Origin of the sequence: Pseudomonas sp. B7 (genome assembly GCF_016735645.1) — a bacterium.
GTDB lineage: Bacteria > Pseudomonadota > Gammaproteobacteria > Pseudomonadales > Pseudomonadaceae > Aquipseudomonas > Aquipseudomonas glycinae.
Genome location: NZ_JAERRE010000008.1, coordinates 63,199 through 86,175 on the forward strand (window position 1 = coordinate 63,199; position 22,977 = coordinate 86,175).

A 22,977-nucleotide genomic window follows, 5' to 3' on the forward strand; every position below is an offset into this window, starting at 1 on the left:
GGAAGCGATTTAGACTCCTTCAACTTCGATCCCATGTTCTGCCAACCATGTTTTGCGCTGGGCGTAGTCAGGCATGACACGCTCCAAGCGGAGCCAGAATTCTGGGGTGTGATGTGGCTCTTGCAGGTGCACCATCTCATGCACAACCACATACTCCGCAATGGGCTTGGGCAGCAGGATTGTTTTCCAATGAAAATAGAGTTGTGCACCTTTGCCACAGGAGCCCCAGCGATAACCTAGATCCTGCACACGCACACCGCTGGGGATCAGGTCCATGCGGGCTTGGTGGTTTTTGACGCGTAAGGCTAACCAGCTGCGGGCATGTTCGCTGTACCAACGGATGAAATGTTCGCGGGCTTGTGGCAGTTCGCTACGCAGCAGGCGGAATCGACCGGCAGAAAGTTTCAGCGGCACATCCTGCTCATCAACCAGTTTAAGGCGATAACTTCGTCCCAAATATAGAAAACCCTCTCCGTCGAGAAATTCCTTGTTAGGGATCGAACGTTGCAGGCGTTCCTTTTCTGCAAGACGTGAGTAAATCCAGAAGCTTTTTTCTGCCACGAACTGCCGCAACATTTGCTCTTCTACCTCGGGCGGGGCAGAAAGGATAAGCGCGCCGTCGCGTTCCACAGTGATCTGCAGTGTTTTTCGGCGCGCGCTACGGCGCAGTGTAAATTGCAGATCGTCTACCGTGAGGGTGTGATTGCTCACAGTTGCATCAACCTTTCATGACTGGCTCTCGCTTGATCCATCAGGCGGTCAGACAATATCCCGGCCTTATCGCTATCCATCAAGGGCGGACGCAGTCGCATCAAGTAATCGAATAGCTGCCCGGCCAACTCCTCCTGTGCCGCTCGCTTGCGCGGGCTCCAGATATCGCGGTGGCTTTGGATCTCGCCTACCAACAGATCGACTACTTCCACTGTCACATCCTTCAAACGCAGCAGCTCGGCGGGCTGCGGATTGACGCCGGCACACACCATATCCAGCAGGGTGCGAAGGAAGGGGGCGTAGTGTTCGGGCAAATCCAGGGGGCTGTAGTCATCGCTCATTTGACCGCTGCGCAGATCGTTGATGATCTTCCGCATCTGCTCAACCAACTGATCCCACTGCTCACCCAGCGACTTGAGTAGCTCGTTCAGGCGTTCGGACAGCTTGCGATAAAGTACCGGATCTTCATCAGCATGCTTGCGCACATGCGAGCGAATGGCATGCTCCATCTCTGAGGCCTTGGCGCGGTCGTTGACGCTACGCGACAACTGCTTCTCGAAGTCTGCATCGGTGAGTTGGATAGGCGGAATTTTCGGGTCGATGCCCAAAGAAATAACGTGATCGTCGATTAGCTTGCGCACTTTGGCGCCGACATCCTTGCCCAGTTGCGGCAGGTCCTTGTAACGCCCGCGCGCACGTGCATGGATATAGGCCAGACGCTTGGCGTCCTTGACGAAGGGGAGGCCTTCTGGGCGTGGCAGTACGGTGTCCAAAGAGTCGAGGAACGCTTTGAGTTTTACCGAAAACTCAGCGCGCACTTTTTCCGACTCCAGTGCGGCAATGCAGGTTTCGGCATCTTCCAGAGACTCGATGCCCTGGCGACGCAGCACGTCCACCACGCGCAGATGACGGTCGCGCAGTACAGGCACCTCGTCCTTGATGCTGCTCAGCGCACCTTCGATATCCTCGTCGGCATAGGCTGCCAGCGCTTCGCGCAGGTGGTTGGCGACCCCGTAGTAATCGACCACGATGCCGCAGCGCTTGCCGAAACCAGTACGGTTGACCCGCGCAATGGCTTGCAGCAGCTCGGCTTCCTTGATTGGCCGGTCAAGGTACATGACCCCTTCGATGGGGGCGTCAAAGCCGGTGAGCAACATAGACTTAACGATCAGGAAAGCCAGTGGATCGGCCTTGCCCGGCTGCTCATGAATCAGCGGCTTCTTGAAACGCTGGATCAGTTGCTCGTGCTTGCTGCCATCCGTCCAGGTTTTCCACTCGGCCGGATCGTTATTGGAGCCGGAAATAATCGGTGCGAATTCCAGGCTGCGTAGTTTGTCGCGATAGCGCCATGCCTGCACACGCGCCTGCAGCTTGGGCGGACGCTGGCACAGTGCTTCATCGTCGAGGTCCTTTTCGGCTGCCGGCAGTGCTTCAGCCTCCAACAGCAATTCATCACGGGCGGCCTGCAGCGCGTGGAAATAGCGGGTTACTGCAATCCGGCTGTAGGCTACCACCTGCGCCTTGTAGCCATTGGGCAGGATATTGGTGACGTAATGTCTGAGGATGTCGCGCGCCTTATCAGCGATCAGCGCGGGGGCCTCAAAGATATGGCCCTTGGTGGCGTACTTTTTCTTGATCAGCTCCAGTTCGTCCTGACTGTGTTCGCGGAACAAATCCTCGAACAGTTCATCCAGGTTCGCCCCATCTTTCAATGCGCCCTTGGCAGTGCGTCCTTCGTATAGCACCGGCACTGTCGCGCCATCTGCCTCGGCTTCCTTGATGGTGTATTTATCGATGAACGCGCCGAAAATTTCGTGGGTGCGTTTCTTATCGCCCATGATGATTGGCGTACCGGTAAAGCCAATGCGCACGCAGTTTGGCAGGCCTGCCAGCAGGTTCGCCTGCAGATCGCCTGCTTGGGTTCGGTGAGCCTCATCGATCAATACCAAAATGCTCTCGTCGTGATTGAGCACCTCGAATGGTTTGTTTACCAGATAGGGCGCTCGCTTTTCTGCGGCTTTGAGGAAGGGCACAGTGTCCACGGCGATGTGGGCATTCCCGTTTTCTTCTTGCTCGGGATTGCGATACTTCTGGATAGTGGCGAATATCAGGCCGGGGCCCTGGCGGCGTGCCAAGGCTTTAACACCTTCGATATTGGAGGCCACCTCCGGTAGTTCACCACTAAGTGTCGCAGTGACGGCGAGCTGGTTTTGCAGGTCTTTACGGTCAGTGACCACGATGATCTTGAAGCGGCGCAGCTGTGTATCCGTGCGCATCCTGCGCACCAGAAATACCATGGTCAGGCTTTTGCCCGAGCCTTGGGTGTGCCAAACGATGCCGCCGCGTTGGTCACTTTCGCCATGCTCAAGACGGGTCTGTCCGCGTTTCATGCGGGTCACTGTGCGGTTCACCGCGCGGTACTGCTGGTAGCGGCAGACCGTCTTGATGGTCTGCCCGCCAACCTGCATAAACAGCATGAAATGTCGGATTAGATCGAGCAGGTGGGCCGGTGTCAGCATGCCTGCCACCAGTCGCTCCTGCTCGGACAGTTTGGATTTGCCCAACTGCACTGCTACTGACTGCTCGCTGCCGTTGCCATCCGGGCCAACCACGGTCTTCCATTGGGAGAAATGCCCGAAGCCAGCACCAATGCAGCCCACCCGTGCTTCGTCGTAACTACTGGCGATCAACAGCTGCACGCTGGCGAACAGTGTCTCGTTGCCTTCGTTCTCCTCGACCTCGAAGGCCGCCTTGCGCTGGTTGCTGTAGCGACGCAATTGATCGACAGCCTCGGCCAACGGTTCTGGAATGGAGGGGCTTTTGCACTCCACCAGCACCAGCGGGATGCCATTCACCAGCAACACCAGATCCGGGACGATAAATTTTTTGCCGCTGTCATACCCCGGCGGGCAATTCACTCGGAACTGGTTGATCACGCTGAAGTGGTTATTGGCCGGGGTGGCCCAGTCGATGTACTGGATGGTCTGGCCACGCCCGCCTTCCCAGCCGGGGAGGCCGTCGACAGTGATGCCTTTGAGCAGCAGCTCAGTGACTGTTTGGTTGGCTTCCATCAACTTGCCGGCGCCTACGCGGGTAACGGCCGCCAGTGCTTCGGCAATGCGCTGCTCATCCAACCAGGGCTGACCGTCGCGCAGGTTGATGGCACGCAAGCGCTCGGCCAGTGCGGCCCGCTGAATCACTTCACTGAAGCTGCTGCGGCCAGTGATGGCCGGGTCGTCGAGGCTGCCCTCGATATGCTTCCAGTTCAGCCCCTGTAACTGAGCCACAAAGGGTTTTTCGACGTCATCCAATTCCCAGCCCACGGTTACTCCTTTAATCCAGTTCAGGCGTGTATGGGCTCATAGCGGCTCATAGCGGCTCATAGAATTTTTAGCCGAGCTTATAGACCGACCAGCGTCGTTCACCTTGCTGTATCAGTGTGCCCTTGTCTTTCATGCGCTTGAGCAGTTTTGCCGCTTGATCAGGCGAGAGCCGACAAAGATCCATTACTTCAGCGCGCTGAATCTGCCCATGCTGCTGCACGTAGTTCAACACCATCTGCTCATGTTGAATGGGTGTGAAGCCTGCCTGGCGGGTATAACCGGCCTTGTCGCCCACGGCCTGGTACAGACTGGCTGACAGAGTGTAGCTGCGCCCTCGGGTAGAACCGTGGGCCTCGACCAAGCCAGCTTCGGTTAGGGCTTCCAACGTGCGTTTGGCACTGGCGGTATCGCGCTGGATTTGTACGGCAAGTTCGTCGGCCGTGACGCGCTTGGTCTCACGCAGGGCGGCCAGTGCGATCAGGCTGTCGATGGGCAGTTCGGCGTTGGTGGCGCGCTCGTGTTCGACTACCAGGCGGCGGAAGTCCAGGTCGGCCTCCGCGGTGGGTAGGCGCAGCACCACGCTTTGGGCGGTGGTGTAGCTGTAGTCCGGGGCCGGCCGGCCGAATTTGAGCATGCCGCGGAAAATCTTGTCCACGCCTCGGCCGGAGCGTTCGACTACGCCGACGCGCTTCATGGCGTCGGCCAGGGCCGGGTTGCGCGGGCGCGGTTCGGTCACCAGCAGGTTGGCCAAGGTCACGCCATCGACTAAGCCCCCGGGGTTGCTGACCACCAGGGCATCGTCTTCAAGACGCACATGCACCGCGCCCCGGCCGTGGTAGTCACGGTGGACCAGGGCATTGGCTACGGCTTCACGGAAGGCGCCTAGGTCGACCTTGGGCACTGGTACGCGGAAAAGGCCGACCTGTAGTTCTTCCTCTGGGTTGTAGGGGCGGAAGTTGGTTTCCAGCCAGTCCAGTGCCTTGAGCAATGGGAAGCGGCGAAACTCGTTGAAGCGCACTGCTTGCTGGGCCAGCACCTGGAAAGCGAACTCATGGGTGGGCACCAGTTGGCGTAGGGAGGTTTCGCGGCCGATCAGTAGCAGGCCGGTGAGGGTCGGCACGCGCGTTCCGTCCGGCTGGCGCGAAGTGAGCAGCAGTGCGCCGTCCAGGGCTTCGTCGTCTAGTTCCAGCAGCACACGGTCGCCGCCGTATTGTTGTACTGCCTGGCGTAGTCGTTCGCGCTCCAGCGGATCGAGGTCGGCGAGGGTGGCACCGGCCACCGGCAGGGCGGAGACATCGAGCAGGCCGAAACTGCTTGCGCGGCTGCTGCGCTCATGGGGCAGCATGGCTATGCATTCGGGCGTGCCGTCGTGTTTCAAGCGGCGGCGTAGGTAGACGCCGCTGGTGGTGGCCACCTCGCATTGGGCCTTGGGTACATGGATACGCGCCACGGTCACGCCATCTAGGTCGAGTGCCTCTGCCTGTACGTTCAGCGACGGCGAGGTGCGCGCTGCGACCATGCCTGCTAGGCCCTCAAGTAGACGATGCTCTTCATGCAGGCCGGTGGGGGTGCCGTCGTCCTCGAGACCTAGCCACAGCTCACCGCCTTCAGCATTGGTCAGGCAGATCAGCGCCTCGATCAGCTCGCGGTCGGGGAGCTTCTTCAGGTCGCTCTTGAACTCGACGGTGAGGGACTCGCGGGGTGGCAGGTGCTGGGTCATGTCAGGTTCCCATTTGAACAGCCGCTTGCTGTACGGATTTCAGCAGTGGGGTCACACGGACTCGGCCGCTCAGAAGGTCGTCCATCAGGCCGGACTGTTCAAGTTTCATCTTTCCCAGTGTTGCAGTTTCGGCACTAATGCGATTACCGATCTCCCGCAGTCGAACCTCGATAGCGTGTTGCTCCTGAAGGGCCGGGACCGGAAGTAGAAGACTACGCAAAGTGTCAGAACGAATCGCCATCATGGTGCCGCCCTGCTGATCCCTAGCGAAGTGCTGGGCAACCCATGGTGAGTAGTTCACCTGGAGCATCGCCAGAAAGGGAGAGTAGCGATCTTGGTCCAAGGAAATCGTCCAAGTGTGCTTTGAAGACAGCGCCAAGCCTAGATCGTCAGGAACCAGGCAGCAGCGACCTACGGTTCCCATGATAGTAATCATCAAGTCACCGGGCCTTACAGCATACCGCGAGAGCTGCCGGAACTTTTCGGGTGTTACGCAGCGCCTGAACTCTGCAATGAATCGCTCGGTATGTACATTGTCGATGCCCAAGAGAGGCAGACCGATCTCGACAAGCTCTTCCTTGAGGAGTGCGCTGCCAAATGGCCCTGAGCGCATCGCGGGATCGAAATCAGCCAACAGGCTTACTAATTGTGCCACCTCCCATTCCCTAGGAATCCACCCCAGTGGAGTTTCTTTGTAAAGCTGTGGCGCTTCGCTCTGTGTCGGGCGCAATTGGCCACTGGCGTCGATGCCACGGGTCAGCAGGTCGTGCAGTAGGCCTAGCTTGACGGCCTTGAGCTTGTCGATCAACGCCTCGGTTTCTCGGATGGCGGTTTCGAGGGTGTCGAGGATTTGGGCAAGCCTGATTTGATGCTCTATTGGTGGAAATGAAATTGGTAAGTTAATCATGTCCCGCTGAAAGATGTGCGGGATCGAGCTTCCGGAAACTTTATCCTCAATTAGTCTCTTGAACTCTTCACCATTCAAAACATGGTAGAGAAATCGATAGTCGAGCCCCTCCCCAGGCCGGATAAGCATCATCGTTCCGTTAATCGTTGCTTTGCCGGGTAGAGAATCTATACGAGCGACGCGCCCTATAGTGCCATCTTTCGTGAGGATTACGTCGCCTTCGGAAAGTGCAATCTCCCATGACTCACGGTAGCGAATTTCTGAGATGTGATCGCAAGTATCCCAGTCAATAACCCCATTCTCGACATGCTTGCCCGCGATTAGATAAGGGCCGGACTCGGTATATTCGGATGCGGAAAGGCCCCGCCAGCCGATGCGAGCCTTGATATAGCAATACTTGCCTAGATGGTCCGTTTGCCAAAGCTCAGACATATCCCAGCCCCTTCAAGAATCCTTGCAGTGCCTGCGCCGCCGCATCGCGCTTTTGCTCGATCTCGTTCAGCGTTACCCGGTACTTGTCCCACCAGTTCTCGAAGGCAGCGACGATTAGCTTGCGTTGGGCAGCGATATAGCGCTCGACGATGGCCTGCATATCGTTGTCCAGGATGGTGAGCAGCAGCTCAGCGGCCTGCTCCTCGTCCAGTTCGTCGACAGCTTGGTTCAGATGGCTGGCGAAGTTTTCCTGCTGGGCCTTGAGCTGCTTCTTCACCTTGGTCAGCTCGGCCTTCCAGGCCTTGAGCTGGGCTTCGTCAATGGGGGGCTCCTCGTCATCGGAATCCATTGCGCTGTCGGCCTCATCAGCACCTTCTCCTTTGGCTGGGGCGGCTGCCTTGAGCTGGTTGTCCAGTTCGGCCATTTTGGCCTCCAGCTCGGCCAGCCCGGCAACGAAATCGCCGAGCAGGAACTTCACCAGCTTGTGCTCCAGCGGGCTTTGCTTGCTGGTCTTGTCTTCCAGAGCGGTGATGATGCTGGTGCGCCAAGCGTCGATTACGCCCCAGCTACCGCGAGCCATCAAGCCAAGGAAGTCGTATTTGCTCTGGTACCAAAAGCCGGCGACGATGCCCCGGACCTGGAAGGGGTCGAGCAGGCCGATGCCTTCCAGCGTTTGGTTAAAACTGGCCAGCAATTCACCGCGCAGTTCGACCAGTGCAGCGCTGTTATCTAGCTTCCCTGCCAGTGCGGTGATACGCCGGCTGTGTTCGTGCCACCAGCGCTCGAAGGCCTCGCGGAGGGCGGCTTCCTTGACCTGCAGGCCTGCATTGCCTTCGATGGCAGGCTTGAGGTCGGTGCGGCGGGTCAGCTCGCTGTGAAAGTCGAGATACTCTGCGTCGCGCGCCACGAAGAGGTCCTGCGGGTCGAGGCCGTGGGCGGCAAATAGCGTAGCTTTCGCTTCGACTTCGGCCTTGGGCACCCCGCCCAGCAGGTGGGCACGCACATCATGCGACTCGGGCAGCGGTGCGTTATCCACATAGCGGCGGATATTGAGGTTGTAGTCGTTGGCGCGCAGTGTGGCGATATCCATCACGTCGCTGAGACCGTCGATCCGGCGAAATTCGTCGAAGGCGGTGGTGATCTTCTCGATGTGCTCCGGCAGCAGGTAGTTCTGCGCACGGCCCTCGAAGTACTCACGGTCGGCGTTGATAAACAGCACCTTGCCCTTGCGCTCGCCAGGCTTGGCGCTGACACGGTTGGCTCCTTCCTGCTTTTGTTGGCGCAGGATAAGGATGCAGGCGGGAATACCGGTGCCATAGAACAGGTTGGCCGGCAGGCCGATCACGGCTTCGAGCAGATCGTTCTCGATAATGCCAGCGCGGATGCTGCGTTCCTCACCGCTTCGGAAAAGGACGCCATGAGGCAGTACGGTGGCAATCATGCCCTCATCGCGGGTTACGGCGAGCATGTGCTGCAGGAACATCAGGTCGGCCTTTTTCGAGCCCAGCGGCACCTCGCCGAAGCAGAAGCGTTGCTCGCGGAATGTCGGGTTCCAGGCCAGGCTGCCATCCGGGCTTTTCTCGGTATGGCCCCAGTTGATGGAGAATGGCGGGTTGGTGAGGATACGGTCGAAGCGGCGTAGTTCGCCGCCCTCGATATGCCGAGGGTCAGCCAAGGTATCTTCGTTCTCCAGCCAAGCGTTGCTGATGCCGTGCAGTAGCATGTTCATCTGCGCGATGGACCAGACGGTGCCGTTGAATTCCTGGCCGAAAAGGTTGGCCTTGCGGCCGTCCTCTCCGTGCTCGTCGATATATTCCTTGGCAGCAATCAACATGCCGCCCGAGCCGCAGCACGGGTCATAAATATCGTGGTCTAGGGTCGGCTTGAGCAAGTGCACCATTAGCCGCACCACCGAACGCGGTGTATAAAACTCACCGCCTTTCTTACCGGCCGAGTCTGCGAACTCGGCGATCAGGTACTCGTAAGCTGCCCCGAGCAGGTCAGGAAACTCGAAGTCACTGTTACGCAAGCGCACCTCACCGAAGTGGGTGATGAGTTGGCGCAGCTTCTGATCGGGAATCTTGCTCTGGCCCACCTTGCGGGTGAAGTCGATGTGCTCGAGCACTCCATCCAAGGCTGCATTGTTTTCCTCGATGCCGGCCAGCGCCTTGTTCAACAGATCGCCGACATTGATGTGCGCTTCGTTGAGCACGTACCAGAATCGCGAATGGATGGGTACCCAGAAATTGCCATGGAGTTTGTACCAGCGCGGATTTTCCGCCATGGCACATGCCTCGGATTTACTCTTGCCTGCAGTTATCTCATCGGCAACGATCTGCTCATAGCGCTCCTCGAATACGTCGGAGCAGCGCTTGAGGAACAGCATGCCAAAAATGTATTCCTTGAACTCCGAGGCATCCATCTTGCCGCGAAGAATATCGGCAGCCTTGAACAGATGTCGTTCCAGTTGTTGCAGCGTGAGGGGCATTGCGGAATCTCTTGTGGGCACTCAGGGAGCAGATGCCGATCCTGATGGACTAAATGTCGGGGATTGTATCCCAATCCAAGCTCAGCACTGAGCAGTCTCGGTTGTCGGAGCTCACAGATCGCTCTGCGCCGGGATTGGTGTGGTAGGGCGTTGCGTGTTTGTCAGAAAGGGGCGCGTTGGTTCTTGGACTCTGGCAGTTGCATAGCCAGTCTCCATGCAGCATGCGCCATATTTCGGTTTGGCTGGGATTTCAGCCCTTGAACAACGGAAGTTAAGCGAGGCCCTTATGCTTAATAAGAGAGTGCCTGAGTGTGGGGGGAGTCAAGCTTACAGTCTTTTTCAACGCCAAGAGCCGCAAAAAAATCACCTATCGAACGACAGGTGATTTTCGTTGTTTCAGTAATCGCTAAGAAAACTATAAGAAGACTTTCATCGCCCCGATCAAGATGCCGATCGTCACGGCGAGCATGGAAGCCATGCGAATGGACAACTTTAGATCCGATTTGGCGATCTCTGCAGTCAGCCTATGATCAATTTTAGAGATCTCGGAGGTCAGCCGATGATCAGTTTTAGCCAACTCAACAGTCAATCGCTGTTCTAGATTGGTGAGATCACTTTTCGTCGCAAGTAGTGTGAGCATGTCAGATTCCAATGCTTGGATAACAGCTTCGGCTTTGAGCTCAGGTACGTCGATTGCGCGTAGCGCCTGATACATCGCCAGTTCCATTTTCATTAAGGCCTCCTGAAACAAAAAAAGGCCTTCCCCACGACGGGAAAGACCCGTCGTGGGTGGGAAAGTCATGCTTCCATCGACATTCAAGTCGACTGTCCGCGCTGCCGGAAGCGATGCGGTCATTGGGGGGATCCTGCGGAGAACCGCAGCGCCGTCTTGAAGATCCTGGCGGCTGGTGCTGAATGAATCAGCAAGGTGCATCGCCAAAATGCCCCTGAGTACATTTGCTGTCAATCCGGAAAAGAGTTATCGAGTGTTTCCGTATTTTGTGGAAATTAACCCTCTGGCTGCCTGGCATCGCTACCTTCAGATGCGGGATGCAACGGGACGCCCAGCAAAGCAACTTGCTAGGCTTCCGGTAATAAGGGAGGGCGCTCGATCTGAGATTTGGCTTTATTCGATTGATCAGGTGGCTGCTGAGGCTTAATGCGACAACGCTCAATTCAGTTGTATGTCGTTCGTCATGGTTGGGCCTGACGAATGACTGATCAATGGTTGATTTTGAAACGCCGAGCCGGTCGTTCAACTGGAGAAGCTCCAGGGCGTATGAGCAGGGGGGGGGAGGGATATCAGACAATCTCGAGATATCAGATTAGTCCGTCAGCTATCCATTCATGCAGCGTTGCCCAGACGACCGATACCGGGAATGAAAGCTTTTCGGCCAGGTCAAGCGACAACTTCAGCATGGCGCTCTCATCGCCAGTCGATATCCCAGCCGTTCTCAGCTGGGGCTGCAGCCTGTGCCATAACAGTATGTCTTGTTGCTCGGTAAGCACCGGTCTGCGACCTTTGCGTTTTGGCAGTCCGAGTACGTTTCGACGAAGAGCAATTTCTTGGTGTGTCAAACCATGAAAGCGGGCCACCATTTCTGTGCTCGCCCCTAAGCGAAGCATGCGATCAATCATGGCGGTTTCGTGTTCCACTTCACCCGCCTGTTTCAGAATTCTTTGCAGCACGTTGCGGTTTATCTGAACCGTGCACCAAAGCACCCGGGTGTAGAGTAGTGCACTGAGCAACACAGGCTCCTTGAGCGCCGCCAGGTCTTCAGCTGCAAAGCCCATCGCCTTGCACCGCCGCAATTGACCACTCCGCAAATCTTGCAAAGCTTGGGCAATGACGGCTTGATTGATCGGGTGAGGATTTGTCATAGCACCCCCTGAGAGAGGTATGCGGTAGTTGGATCGAAGACTGGTCGAATGTCTCTGAGTGGTTGTTGCAACGGGATCAGTTGGAACAATTCTGCTGAGCCGCCGCGTTGAGTGATCAAAGCTATCGTCACGTTCCTGCCCCATTTGTTATTGGCGTCTTTTCAAGTGTTCCGAAGTCCACTGATCAATTTCTGCGGCATCCCAACCGACAGCGCGGATACCGAGCTGCACTGAGGAGGGAAATTTTCCTTCTCTCATCAGCTTGTAAATGAAGGCGCGTTTCAACCCGGTTTTTTCTCAACATCCGCGCGCCGGAGGATTCGTAGTTCCGGATTGGCTGATGGCTGTTCGTCGTTGTAGGGCATGAACAATTCTCCTGACGCTCACTCACATGCGTTGAGCCGGGGAGGCATTCGATGTGTCGTGCACATATGACACGCAGCTGGCAAGCGCAGAAAGACTCAATGCGTTATTACGCGTACCCCTATTGACTGGAAATGCGCTTGGTCATGTTGGCGCTGAAGAGATTTGCGATGGGAGCTGGCATCCAGCCAGAGAGTGGCGAATGTGGTCGTAATGGTCGATTGAGCATTCGAGGTGAGGTTCGTCAGACTTGGACTTACTGACTACCCAGAGTTCTGCGTTCCGGTGCGTGTGGTGACGATGTTTTCGGCTCATTGACGTCGCGCGGACTGAGTTATCGGCCCAAGTACGTTGCGGTAATTTGTGTTCTCTCATGCCCGAGTTCACGACTGATAATTTGCCGAGCGATAGCGTCTTGAGAGCGTTGTACTGGGGTCAGTTCTTTGGAGGAGATTCCCCCTGCTGCCGGCGCCTTCCAGCCTGTCAAAGCTAAGTAGCGGCTTTGTGCATATTGATGACGTAACCCATGCATGTGGCTCAGGCCTGCCGCTTTGCACTGTCCGTCGTATGTATTGCGCTGCTGAATGTATGTCTTGTGTGCCGGGATCAATGAGCCGACCCCCGCTAGATTATGTGTGGCATTGAGTACCTCGCGTTGTTGCGAAGTAGTGATCGGCACTGTTCGATCACGACCACCCTTCGTCCATGAGCCCTTAAGGAGGATGTGATCGCCTTGATCCGCATACCTGGGTTGAAATTTGATGGCTTCCTCACGGCGTAGTCCAAACGCAGACTGAAGCTGAAGGCTCATGTGTACATGGGCGTCGGTGATCTTTCCAATACTTGTTCCCAGAACCTTGGCCTTGCTGACGTTAGTGACGAAGCGTCGGTCGGCCACACCCAATTGCGTATTGTCCGCTGGGAGAACTCCAGCTTTGCCGACTTTTTCAGCCCACCATCGAAGGTGCGCAAGTCGATTTTTGATGGTGCCAAGTGAGAGGCTTTCAGCATGCCAGCGATCCAGCAGCGCCTGGACATGTTTGCCCTTGAGGGACGAGGCTTTCAGTTGCCGAAAGCCAGCCTCTCGCAGTTGGCGGGCGATCAGCCCCAGCGACCTAATGCGGTCGGCCTGAGTGTTGTGACTGCCGTCGCGATTGCGTCGGCAAAGTTGCCGCAGGGCGTAGGTCAAATCGTCCATATCCCATTCACGCTCACAGGTTTGGTTCGAGTTATTGCGCTGTCCTGAAAATCATTGGTAAGTGTTGGTGCCAACTCGCTAGGCGAGATTCCCGAAGGGCAGGGGCATGGTGTTCAGGCAACACCTGTGTCTCGACTGAGACGTCCGTCTTGCTTCCTGCTGGAAGTTCTTACGGAGATGGAGCGGGATAAGCGAGCTTTAGGCGTTGATGAGTACTCCAGGGAAGTGGATGGGATTGTTAATGGAGGTAGCGCGTTGCATTGCTCATGACGCTGCCGTCTTCGATGGTGCATTAGCTGCACATAGCGGAATGAATCAGATAGACAAAAATGGCTCCGCCCCATGGGTAAGGTCGGTACGCTTTTGGAACCTTGCGTACCTGGATAACTCCATCCTGCTGGATTCGCGCTTGCAGGAGTTTTGCGCGATTGGGAGGGCGACGTTTGAATATGCCGTCCTTGGTTTTTGCAAGGCTAGTGTGCGGGGGCATCATCATGTATGCCGCACGCTTTAGGATTCAGGATTTACCGGTGAGTTTTGGGGCGTCGGCGGGGCCGTCACGGCGGCTGCAGTGACGGCCCGGCATATATGAGTTGCGCGTCATCGAGTGGCGCAGCTTTTGCGACAGATTTAAATCTCCAATGCTTGCACGACTGACGCGGCCTTCGTCCTTGTCGGCTCCCTGTGCAGGAGCGGCATGGTGCCCATGCCACGCCTGCACAGGGAGCTGTGGGATGAGGGAATAGGGCGCTGTAAGGCTTTCCCTCCGCCATTGTTGGCGCGCATGCGCAAGTCCCCGTCAGACCATTGGCGATTATCCTCCGAGTTTGAACCTGATAGTGGGGGTTGAACGGTCAAGATTTTTCGCATGATCCCAGTAGCTTGCGTCGCAAATCACTTTGCGCTAGTTTTGCCACACGTCGCTACATGGTCGACGGGCTGCCCACCCCTTGAGGCCTCACCGGCCGCAGCTAACCGCATCGAACCATGATTATCACAGCAATCTCTTGACCTGAGCCTCTTCCGGGCATCGGGGATGGCGGGTGGGCGTCTCCGATGTCGCTCCTTCGGAGCAACGGAGAACTTATGGTACCGACTACTCGCCGCGAAACTATCAAAGTGCAGGCTAAGCAACTGCGCGATTTGTTCGATATTGACCTGACCACTGCCAAATACGTTTTAGCGCGCGGCCCCTATGGCTGTGCCGATTGGGCAGATCTGTGTAGCCGACTCGAACAGGAGCCCCCTTTTCAAGGTCCGCTGCAACTGGCCGAACTGCCTCAGTCCCTGGGCGCAACAGCATATCTGGCCAAGCATCTATGCACGTTGGCGGCCTCGGTCAGTCAACTGATCATCACCAACCGCAACTTGCCAGAGCTCTGTGAAGCGCTACGTAAAGTATTCGCGGTACCAGGTAACCCGGTGGCACTGCAGGATGTGTTGCAGGCTATCACACCAAGTGAGTGGTTACCCACCGACATGGGGCCTGACCCACTGGCGGTGATTCAAAGTCGAGTCTGTGTTAACGGGAAGGATCTACTGCTGCTAGGAACCCGGATTTTCTGGCCGCGGTTATTTGCCTTTGATGCAGAGATCACAGTCGAGCCAGCGACTGCAGAGCCCTTTGGCGACGACCTCAAAATCATGTGGGAAGTCGCTCCGTGGTATCAGGCAAGCCGAGACTATCTATTCGAGTATCAACGTGGAGACGACTGGGACGACCTGCCAGACTTCGTGGAACCGCTGATTCCCGAATCTGCGCGGATGCAAATGCATTCCCGGTGGTTCGCCCAGTGCCTGAGAGAGTGGCCGCAGGAGCGCCGCTACAATGACGAGGGAGAGGAGTTTATTCCGTTCTTATACCAAGGCCACGCGTACTTGGTGTTCGGCGTGCCCTGCTCCGAGCCAGTGATACACGCGCCGTTGCGCCGCCAATACATCCATTTCCCGGACGAAGACAATAACTGCTCTCAAGTCATTCTGCTCGGTGGTCAGTTGCTGCAGATCGAAATGCTGATCGTGTCTAAACCAGCACAACACCAGTATTGGGATTACGCAGACTATCACCAGGCGTTATGCGACGGATTGCTGGATGGCGCGGTGGCTGCAGGCTGGATCAGCGCGCCCCTGCACGGTTGGGGTGACCTGTTATTCATCAGTCCCGCCTGCCGCTTAGCCTTGGAGCGCCAATTGCGAGTGGAGATCAAGCCCGAGCCCAATGAAACGCTCCTGACCCTGCAGACTGACAATCCAAGCCTTGCCATGGAAGTGCTGGAGCGGGTACACAGGGGGGATTTCATTCGCTACGAGCACGCAACGTTCGGTGCGCACTACGCCATGCGCATTGACCTGCCGGACGACCACGCCTGCGTTGATCTAAGCCTGTCGATGAACTGTATCGAACAGACAGTCTTTCACAGTGCGCACCTGATCAGCCGGCGCGTATTCCAAAACGATGGGGACAAGCAGATGCTGTATTGCGACATTGAACCGGCATTGCTCAAACTGGTTGAACGCCAACCGCTAAAGTTACTGAAGAAAGCCATCCGCGAAGGGCAGGTTTTGCGCGTCCAAGGGCTGTCCGAGCAGCTACAGGCAGCACCAACGTTACAGGCTAGGGGATCAATGTTCGATCCGACCTCCAACGCAGTGGTTAACCCTCTAGAGGAGTCGCTGTTTGATGGTGACGAGGAGTTGAGCTTCCACTCGATCCGCTATCAACGGAATAACTTCTAGCCAAGTGGCCGGCGACGCGGTGAATGCCGCGTTGCTGGACAACCGAGCCGTTAATCAGATCGCTGCGAAAAGATGGCTAGAGTAATAGTATGCACGCGTCAGACCGTATCGACCAAAAGCGGTCATCCAAGTTAGGCAGCTATCGGCCAGAAGCGGCCATTCCAAAGTCTGTACGAAAGTAGGGGCGAATCGCTCACCACCTCCGCGCCTTAGGTGCCAAGCGTTGCTTGCGGCCATACTGGCCTAGGCAGATAATAGCTTTTTGAGATCGTAAAGGCTGAGTCATGGAAGAACCTCGTAAACCCAGTTATTTTGTGCGCTTCATGATCGCAGCCTTATGCGTTCTTCTGGCAGCCATGATTCTGTTTCGCTACCTCGTGGTAGATCCGAAGGGTGAGATCTCCTCAGGAGTGATCACTTTACTTAGTTTCTTAATTATATTGGTGCTAGCCGAGTCCTTCGATAACTTCTCGGTTGGAAAGCTCATAACAATTTCACGTGAAGTCAAAAAGAAGGAAAGAGAAGTCGACAAGCTCGAGCGGCAAAATGCACAACTTGTTTCTCAAGTTTTAAGCGTTACCAATACCCAGGCTCAGCACCAAAATCATACAAACGTGTATGGCGACTACCATGCTGCACCAAGTGTAGAGCGGGCGTCCGCTCTAGACGTTCAAGAAAGCCAATCGGTTGATGCCGTGCCCTCCACCCCACCGGAACTCTCGGAAGTAACCAGGGAGCGGATTAATATCAGAGCGGCCACACAAATTGCTCTAACGAAATACTTCGCAGAACGGTCAATCAATACCTTAAACGTAATTCACGACGCAAAGCTTGTCAGTCATTTCAAGGATATTGATCCGATATCTAATTTTCAGCCAGTTTTCGATGCATATTTCAATGATGGCGAGAGCGAAATTTTCGTAGATGTTCGAATTAGGCGAAATTCTCCTATGCTTGTTAGAGATCGCCTCTACATGATGTTATCCAAGATACATCATTACCGTGTAGCAAGGCGGGTCAAAACCAGACTAGACCTGATTCTCATTTCAATGCCAAATGCAGAAGAATCATCACGATCAAGCTCAAATTTCTACCGAGTCTTGGATGATTTCGAGCCAGCCATCGCAAGTGGAATTTTAAAAATACATGAGATTGCATTCACAGAAGAAGAAAGAGTTGCATCCCTCTTGCAGTAATGTATTTATCGAGCAGTAAGATAACCTAGTTGTTAGCTACGGAAAATCAGAAATATGACGGCACTAGAAGTGTTGGATTCAGCGGTAAAAATAGGGTTAGGCGCACTCATAGCGGGAATTTCGACGTTTTTACTGAGCCATCGGCAGCATACACGCGAGCTCGAGAAAGCACGTATAAACAGAGAGTTTGAAGTGCTCAAACAAACCGCTGAACAAATCGAGCTTTTCACACATGTCGCTTTGAAGTATTGGGCTCTTATTGTTGAGTGGGGAAGATACAAAAGAGCACAGAGGAGTATGCCCGACGCTCGGATAGATGCTCTTGACTCCTGCATAGCTGAGCTTTTTTCTTCATTCAAAGAAATGAGTAATGCAGAAGCAAAGCTATTGCTTCTCGGATATAAGCCAGCACAGAACAAGGCCCGTACTTATGGCGAACTAATAACCTCTCTTCGACGAGAGGTGCACAAAGACTCAACACCGCTAACGGAAGAGCAAGCACAGGCTTGGAGAACCAAGATACTGACTGTTAGGGAGGATCTATTTGATGAGCTTAGCAGCTGCTATCGGAAACTCTCCTCTTAAGACAAACGGCCCAATTCAGTTGGACCTACTCGTCGTTTGACATCAAATGGCTCGATCTTTGAACTCGTCCATCCATTCAATGAGTTCCAATACATCCCGCTCGAACTCATCAAGTTCAACCGGAACCTGAGGCAGTTCATCTGATTGCGAATGCTCGTATACTGAATACTTCGTCATTAAACGGTCGATAAAATCGCAGTCTTCTGCCATCACCTTTGCAACGCCTCTTAGCTTTCCTTTAGTCATTACGTCCCGTCTGAAACGAATAACTACGTCATTCAAGAGGATGAGTTCCACTGTTCGTTCCAAGATGATCCGAAAATCACTGCAGGCGCTCTTCACGGTGAGGTCATAACCGTCTGCGTCGGCATCGGCCTGATGCTTTTTGAGCCTGGGGATGACGTGATCTCTAATCGCATTCAGCGCCTTGTCGGGCTTGGCATCCCGCAGATTGTGTTGCGCCAGAATTCCCGAAACCTTATCCAGCCGTCGTAGCGACTGCACGGTGTGGGTGATTTTCTCGTTAGCCGGATTCTCACCGTGTTTTTTTATTACAGCCTCGACAAGTGCAATCAAGGAGAGGCGGTGAGTGAAGATGATGACCTGTCGAGTCTTCGCCAACTCGACAAGCCGGGTAACAACCCTTTCCTCGAAATCCTGATCTAACGACGAAATCGGGTCATCAAAAATGAAGGGGGCAAGCTGGTTTGAACCGGTCGTGTCGGCCAGGAATGCTGCCAGTGCAACAATACGGGTTTCGCCTTCACTGAGTACCACATCAGGAGTGAAACCAGCCCGAGCACCGACAAGGGCGAGCCCAAATGTGATAACTCCTTTTCCTTGAGCCCTGCTCTGCGGCACAACTGGCAAACGTCGCCCACCAAGGGATTTCAACTCCTCATCAAAGCGGGCCTGATATCCAGCATCAAGCTCCGTACGTCCAAGCTCGGTACGCTTGGTTGTCAACGAATTGGTGGCCGTTAACTTTGTTGCTCTATCTAGCAGATCTACAGCTACTAGCCGCTCACGCTCTGCGAGAATCGCCGGCTTGTTCTGTGACAGCCACTGAAGCGCCTTGAGTTGCTTCACTCGCTTCTCGACCTGCTGCCGCTGCCCATCCTGCTGAATCTGGGCGAGGCTGGTCTTCTCAGCAAGCAAGTCGGCAGCTCGTTTTTCCAGTGCCTGATCGATAGGAGCCCAATCGAGCACAGAGATATCTCCCACGGCAGCACATTCCATAAACTGTGCTCGCCTAGACTTCAACGACTCATACCAGGCACGGGCCGTGGATTCGTCGAACTGCAACTGAGCTAGGCGCGCAATCCAGTCTTCAATCGAAGGCACCTGAATTACCTTGGCGATCAGTGCCGAACTGGCGGCCTCTGCAGTTTTCGCCGCAGTCTCGAGACCCGCGGTGACGAAAGCCTCGAAGCTTTTGAGCCTAGCGGCGCCCTCAGCCGTAAGCTCTTGTTGACAGAGCACGCAGTGCGCACCGTCTGAAGTAACGGGAAATTCGTGACCATGGTATGCATGAGCAACGGAATAGGCGCGCGCCTGCTCCCACATAAGTTTCCAGGCCGACTCACCAACGCCTTGAAGAGGAGCATTAGCGAATGCCTGCTGCGCAACTTCGTTGGCCGCCTTTCTCGCCGCAACCGCCGATACTTTTGCCTTCGACAGCTCATTAGCCTTCTCGTCGGAGAGGCCTTCTTTCAACAGTTTCATTGCTTGCTTGATGCTTTCGGTGGCAACACTTTCCTTGCCAATCGTAACCAAGCGACCCGCGATGTCTTTTTCCGCGAGCAGAGCCTCAGCCTTGACCCGCTCGTCGTCCAAATCTTTTCCATACCGGCAATACGCCTCGACCTTCTCAGCAGAAGCAGAGGATTTGAGAGAGGAGAACCAGGCCTTCTCAGCGGTATCTGAGAGATCATCTGGGAACTGTGGAAGGGCACTAACGAGCTTTCCCTTCTCCCGCCCCAGCTCATCAGAAACCATGCCCGAAATCTGAATGAGCATGGAGATGAACCGCATGCTGCTCGGCTCATAGCTTGACTCAGTGCGCCCCATGTACTGAGTTGCGGTTTTCGAATCAAATACTTGGGCGTACTTGAGCATCGCATGGGGCTCGGCGCCAGGATGCCAATAGATATCTCGGGAATTGCCATCAATCGTGATTCGGCATTGAGCACTGCAAGCATGCTCTTCATCGCTGAATACGTTCGGCCGGATTTCGTCCCGTGAACGAGATCCACAAAGCTGTTTGAGTAGACGAGCAAAACCGCTTTTCCCCGAACCATTTTGCCCGTAGATGACAGTCAAACTACCCGTTCCGAATGGCAAAGATGCACCAGGCTTAATCGCATTAACCCCGAAGACTTGGGTTAACTCTTCGACCCGCACCACCCGTTGAACCGCCCCAGCCGAAAATGCACCAGGAGCCACCTTCAGGAACCCAGGGTCACCCTGCTTCGCAGCCTCCAGTTTGGCGAGCCGAACCAGCTCTGCAAGTTCGACCTCATTCGGCAAACGTTTGTTGTCGATAAGCTGCTTGGCGGCTGCCTGAAGCCAACCACTCCGTTCATTCAACCACTTTTCAAAGTCGTTGATCCCGATTGCTTCATTCGCTAGATCAGCCATCCCTGCTCTCCGTAACGGTCGAGGTGCCGTTCGAGAAGATAGTTGATGTGTAGCTTTTCGCCACTACCGATAAGCTAGCGCCTTTGATGAAGCAGCCGATCGGACTCGCTGACCGCCAGCAATACACAGGTTCGCAAACAATTGGCTGTTTGTTTGGAGCTAGCTGTCCAAGACGGTGCAATCGGCCGCTTCCTGCCAATCCAGAACGACCGCTATTGGCCGATTGCAGCCCTTCACGACTGGTACCAATCCAGTATCGGACTCGACAGATAGCCGCTGGTGTCTCTACGCTGATCGATCTGGTGAAAGCACACTACTATAAAGGAGCAGTCATGTTGGAAGTTGCCGTTGATCGAGATAGCGTTCATGCGGGGGATGACCTAGAAAGCCATGCAATGTCGATCACACTCGATCAATCAGCAAAAATGCGCACCTTAATCGAAGTGATACAAGATATGGACTACCTACCTCGTATCAGTGGAGGCAAGGCGACTTGGGTTGTTTATTCATCTGGCAAACCAATAGGTGTTTTAGCCCAGCAATGGCCAAAATCTAAATTGACCGTGCCCCCCGAGAGCATCGTGGCTCGATATTTCGGAAATATCGAGCCTCACCTACTTTTCAGATATTGGTGTCAGGCAGATCCTGATGAGGTCTTTTCGGATATCAAGGCCGGAAATGAACGGCCATCACGATTTTAGGATTGGCAGGAGGAGTTGCTTTAGATCAATGCGGTTCAGATGACTGCTGCGGGTTGATAGCTTCCTCCCGTGAACCAATGCTTCTGGCCGATTTCTGCCCGTCGTGACCTGCAGAAACCAACCATGCCCAGTATCGGCACACGGCGCTGATAAAGATGAGCGATGTTGTGAACACCACGATTAGGGGGGGGCGCGTCAGTCCCTCCCCTGGACATAGCCCACTATTTTAGATGTACCCGATTTATCCGGGTGTCCCTCTTCCTTTGATCAAAAGCAAAGGCGAGTGCGTTCGCTCGCTATACGCTTGCAGCTTTCTGGTTCACAAGAAAAAACCACCTGCCAGAGGGCAGGTGGTTCTTGCTACTACCGACAAGGTAGATCGTTAATGAATCATCACCATCAAGACGAAGACCACTGCCACCACTGGGAACATCATCGTGCCAATGTTGAGAGTGAGATCAGATGCGACGCGGGATAGCTCTGACCGAAAGTGTTCTACGTCTGGATCGGGTTTAACGATAGGAGATGACTGCAACGCAGTCTCCATGGCTTGGATTACAGCGTCGATTTTTGGCTCAGGCACGTCGATCGCTTTCAGTGCTTGATACAGTGCCAGTCGAATGTTCATTAAGGCCTCCGAATAAACAAGAAAGGCCTTGCCCGGACGGGAAAGGCCCGTCGTGGGTGGGGGTGAGTAACATGCTTCCATCGACAATGATGTCGACTGTCCGCGCTGCCGGAAGCGATGCGGTCATTGGGAGGATCCTGCGGGAACCCGCAGCGCCGTCTCGCAGATCCTGGCGGCTTTTGGGTGCTGATCACTTCAGCGAGACGAGGTGTGAAGTTGCTCCCTCCGGTGCTCGCTGTAAATCCGAAACCGGTTATTCGGGATTTCCTAATGTTCCTCCGTTTGCTGATAACCAGTTGCGCAGAGATTACTGACGCGTGCTTTAGGCAGGAAGCGGCTGGCGGGCCAAGCTTTTCATGATCTGTGCAGCCAGGTCGTTTGCAATTCTTGGCCCCATCATTATTTTGCGCATCTCGGCAAAGTGCGGCCGGCCCCGCTGAGTTGTCTTCGATTTGTTGGCGGGCTTTTGTCTGATCTCAACGGCAACCGAGGCCACTTGAGGGGGCGTAATGGGGGCGGCAGTTTTCTGCTCTTTTACACGACCTGCCCACGGTCGAAATTCGCCGGCTAATGCTCGATTTATCAACCCAAAAAAATAGGCGACGACGTTACGCACCGTCCCGCGCTGACTGCGCGCCTGGAGTTCGTCGAGCACTTGCTGGCGATGCTGGGGTGGCAGTCGAGTCAGGGCTGCCAGCACGTCTTGTTGCTGATCCGCTTTGGCGTTTGCCAGGCATTGCGGCAGCGTCACTGGCCCTTGTGTCAAATGGCGTTCCTCACGTGCGCGTGTGCGGTACGTACGTATTTTTTTATATTTGTTTTTATACGTACTGTCGTCGGTGCTGAGGTGTTTCTGGTCGGTCTGCTGCGTGACGGAGGTTCTTGTTGCCGGATGGCTCGGAACGGGTTTTCTGGTGGCGGGTGGGCATTTCCGTGAGGGTGGCGGCTCATTGTCCTCATCACGTTGTGATGGCATTTGTGAGGGAGTGTCTTTGGACGTTGGCTCCCGCGTAGCTTCGATGTGCTTTGCGATGCAATCGAGATGGGTGTGCTTATGGTCGATACAGTTATCGAGAAGCGCTGGCAGGGTGGTGTCTAAAGCGCAGGCTTCGCGGAAGCTCAGGGCAGTCTCGTTGATCTGGTAGAGCTCGTTCAGAACGTTGCCGGTCATGAGGTCGCTGTTCTGGCCGACCAAGCTTATCCAACCTGTTAGGCGCAGAACGGTTAGCGCTCGGGAGGCTGTTTCGTAGGAGGCTCGCTTTGCCAGCGGGGCGCACGCGAGGTATGAGCGCAATTGACCCAATCCTGCCAGGGTGTACAGACCTCCGGCAGATCGTAGCGAGTGCATCACGTGCCAGCAATTGCGATCCAGAGGTGTCAGGCGATTATCGACCATGAGCGATAGGACCGAAGAGCGCGGAGCGTCTTGGGCCAGCATGGTAAGTGAAGAGTGTTGGTTGGTCATGAG

Annotated in this window: 15 protein-coding genes and 1 pseudogene; 4 read left to right on the top strand and 12 right to left on the bottom strand. The window is 55.2% G+C overall.

Annotated elements, in window-relative coordinates:
• Positions 1-9: 9 nt before the first annotated feature.
• From JKA62_RS18425 to JKA62_RS18465, 9 genes and pseudogenes are all read right to left on the bottom strand, one after another.
• Positions 10-711: a M48 family metallopeptidase gene (locus JKA62_RS18425; RefSeq protein ID WP_201818941.1), complete on the bottom strand. Its 702-nt coding sequence runs from the start codon at positions 709-711 to the stop codon at positions 10-12.
• Entirely contained in the window at positions 708-4,034 is a 3,327-nt protein-coding gene (locus tag JKA62_RS18430; RefSeq protein ID WP_201818943.1) for a type I restriction endonuclease subunit R, read from the bottom strand. The genes JKA62_RS18425 and JKA62_RS18430 overlap by 4 nt, the downstream gene beginning before the upstream one ends.
• A 67-nt stretch (positions 4,035-4,101) precedes the next feature.
• Positions 4,102-5,754 (bottom strand): ATP-binding protein, encoded by a 1,653-nt coding sequence (locus tag JKA62_RS18435; RefSeq protein ID WP_201818945.1) that lies wholly within the window; start codon positions 5,752-5,754, stop codon positions 4,102-4,104.
• 1 nt (position 5,755) lies between these two features.
• A complete protein-coding gene (locus JKA62_RS18440) occupies positions 5,756-7,093 on the bottom strand; it encodes a restriction endonuclease subunit S (protein ID WP_201818947.1) in 1,338 nt (445 codons plus the stop codon).
• Positions 7,086-9,581 (bottom strand): type I restriction-modification system subunit M, encoded by a 2,496-nt coding sequence (locus tag JKA62_RS18445; RefSeq protein WP_201818949.1) that lies wholly within the window; start codon positions 9,579-9,581, stop codon positions 7,086-7,088. The genes JKA62_RS18440 and JKA62_RS18445 overlap by 8 nt, the downstream gene beginning before the upstream one ends.
• Positions 9,582-9,996: 415 nt before the next feature.
• Positions 9,997-10,437 carry a hypothetical protein gene (locus tag JKA62_RS18450; RefSeq protein ID WP_236676590.1) on the bottom strand — a complete coding sequence of 147 codons (441 nt, stop codon included), beginning with the start codon at positions 10,435-10,437 and terminating at the stop codon, positions 9,997-9,999.
• A gap of 464 nt (positions 10,438-10,901) precedes the next feature.
• Entirely contained in the window at positions 10,902-11,462 is a 561-nt protein-coding gene (locus tag JKA62_RS18455; RefSeq protein ID WP_201818951.1) for a DUF2857 domain-containing protein, read from the bottom strand.
• Positions 11,463-11,609: 147 nt separating this feature from the next.
• Positions 11,610-11,827 (bottom strand): annotated as a pseudogene (locus JKA62_RS18460) (AlpA family transcriptional regulator).
• A gap of 332 nt (positions 11,828-12,159) precedes the next feature.
• Complete coding sequence (locus tag JKA62_RS18465; RefSeq protein WP_201818953.1) at positions 12,160-13,023, bottom strand: integrase domain-containing protein; 864 nt, start codon at positions 13,021-13,023, stop codon at positions 12,160-12,162.
• A gap of 1,086 nt (positions 13,024-14,109) precedes the next feature.
• Here JKA62_RS18465 and JKA62_RS18470 point away from each other — a divergent pair.
• The 3 genes from JKA62_RS18470 (at position 14,110) to JKA62_RS18480 (ending at position 17,540) form a co-directional block, all read left to right on the top strand.
• Positions 14,110-15,759, top strand: a complete 1,650-nt coding sequence (locus JKA62_RS18470) for a hypothetical protein (protein WP_201818955.1) — start codon at positions 14,110-14,112, stop codon at positions 15,757-15,759.
• Positions 15,760-16,043: 284 nt separating this feature from the next.
• Positions 16,044-16,955 (top strand): hypothetical protein, encoded by a 912-nt coding sequence (locus JKA62_RS18475; protein ID WP_201818957.1) that lies wholly within the window; start codon positions 16,044-16,046, stop codon positions 16,953-16,955.
• A gap of 54 nt (positions 16,956-17,009) precedes the next feature.
• Positions 17,010-17,540, top strand: a complete 531-nt coding sequence (locus tag JKA62_RS18480; protein ID WP_201818959.1) for a hypothetical protein — start codon at positions 17,010-17,012, stop codon at positions 17,538-17,540.
• A gap of 42 nt (positions 17,541-17,582) precedes the next feature.
• On the opposite strand, the gene JKA62_RS18485 is transcribed toward JKA62_RS18480, so the two are convergent.
• A complete protein-coding gene (locus tag JKA62_RS18485) occupies positions 17,583-20,180 on the bottom strand; it encodes an AAA family ATPase (RefSeq protein ID WP_201818961.1) in 2,598 nt (865 codons plus the stop codon).
• 332 nt (positions 20,181-20,512) lie between these two features.
• Between JKA62_RS18485 and JKA62_RS18490 the strand changes: the two genes are divergently transcribed.
• Positions 20,513-20,881 (top strand): hypothetical protein, encoded by a 369-nt coding sequence (locus JKA62_RS18490; RefSeq protein WP_201818963.1) that lies wholly within the window; start codon positions 20,513-20,515, stop codon positions 20,879-20,881.
• Positions 20,882-21,263: 382 nt separating this feature from the next.
• On the opposite strand, the gene JKA62_RS18495 is transcribed toward JKA62_RS18490, so the two are convergent.
• Positions 21,264-21,509: a hypothetical protein gene (locus JKA62_RS18495; RefSeq protein ID WP_201818965.1), complete on the bottom strand. Its 246-nt coding sequence runs from the start codon at positions 21,507-21,509 to the stop codon at positions 21,264-21,266.
• A gap of 322 nt (positions 21,510-21,831) precedes the next feature.
• On the bottom strand, positions 21,832-22,974 hold the full coding sequence (locus JKA62_RS18500; protein WP_201818966.1) for an STY4528 family pathogenicity island replication protein: 1,143 nt from the start codon (positions 22,972-22,974) through the stop codon (positions 21,832-21,834).
• Positions 22,975-22,977 lie beyond the last annotated feature (3 nt).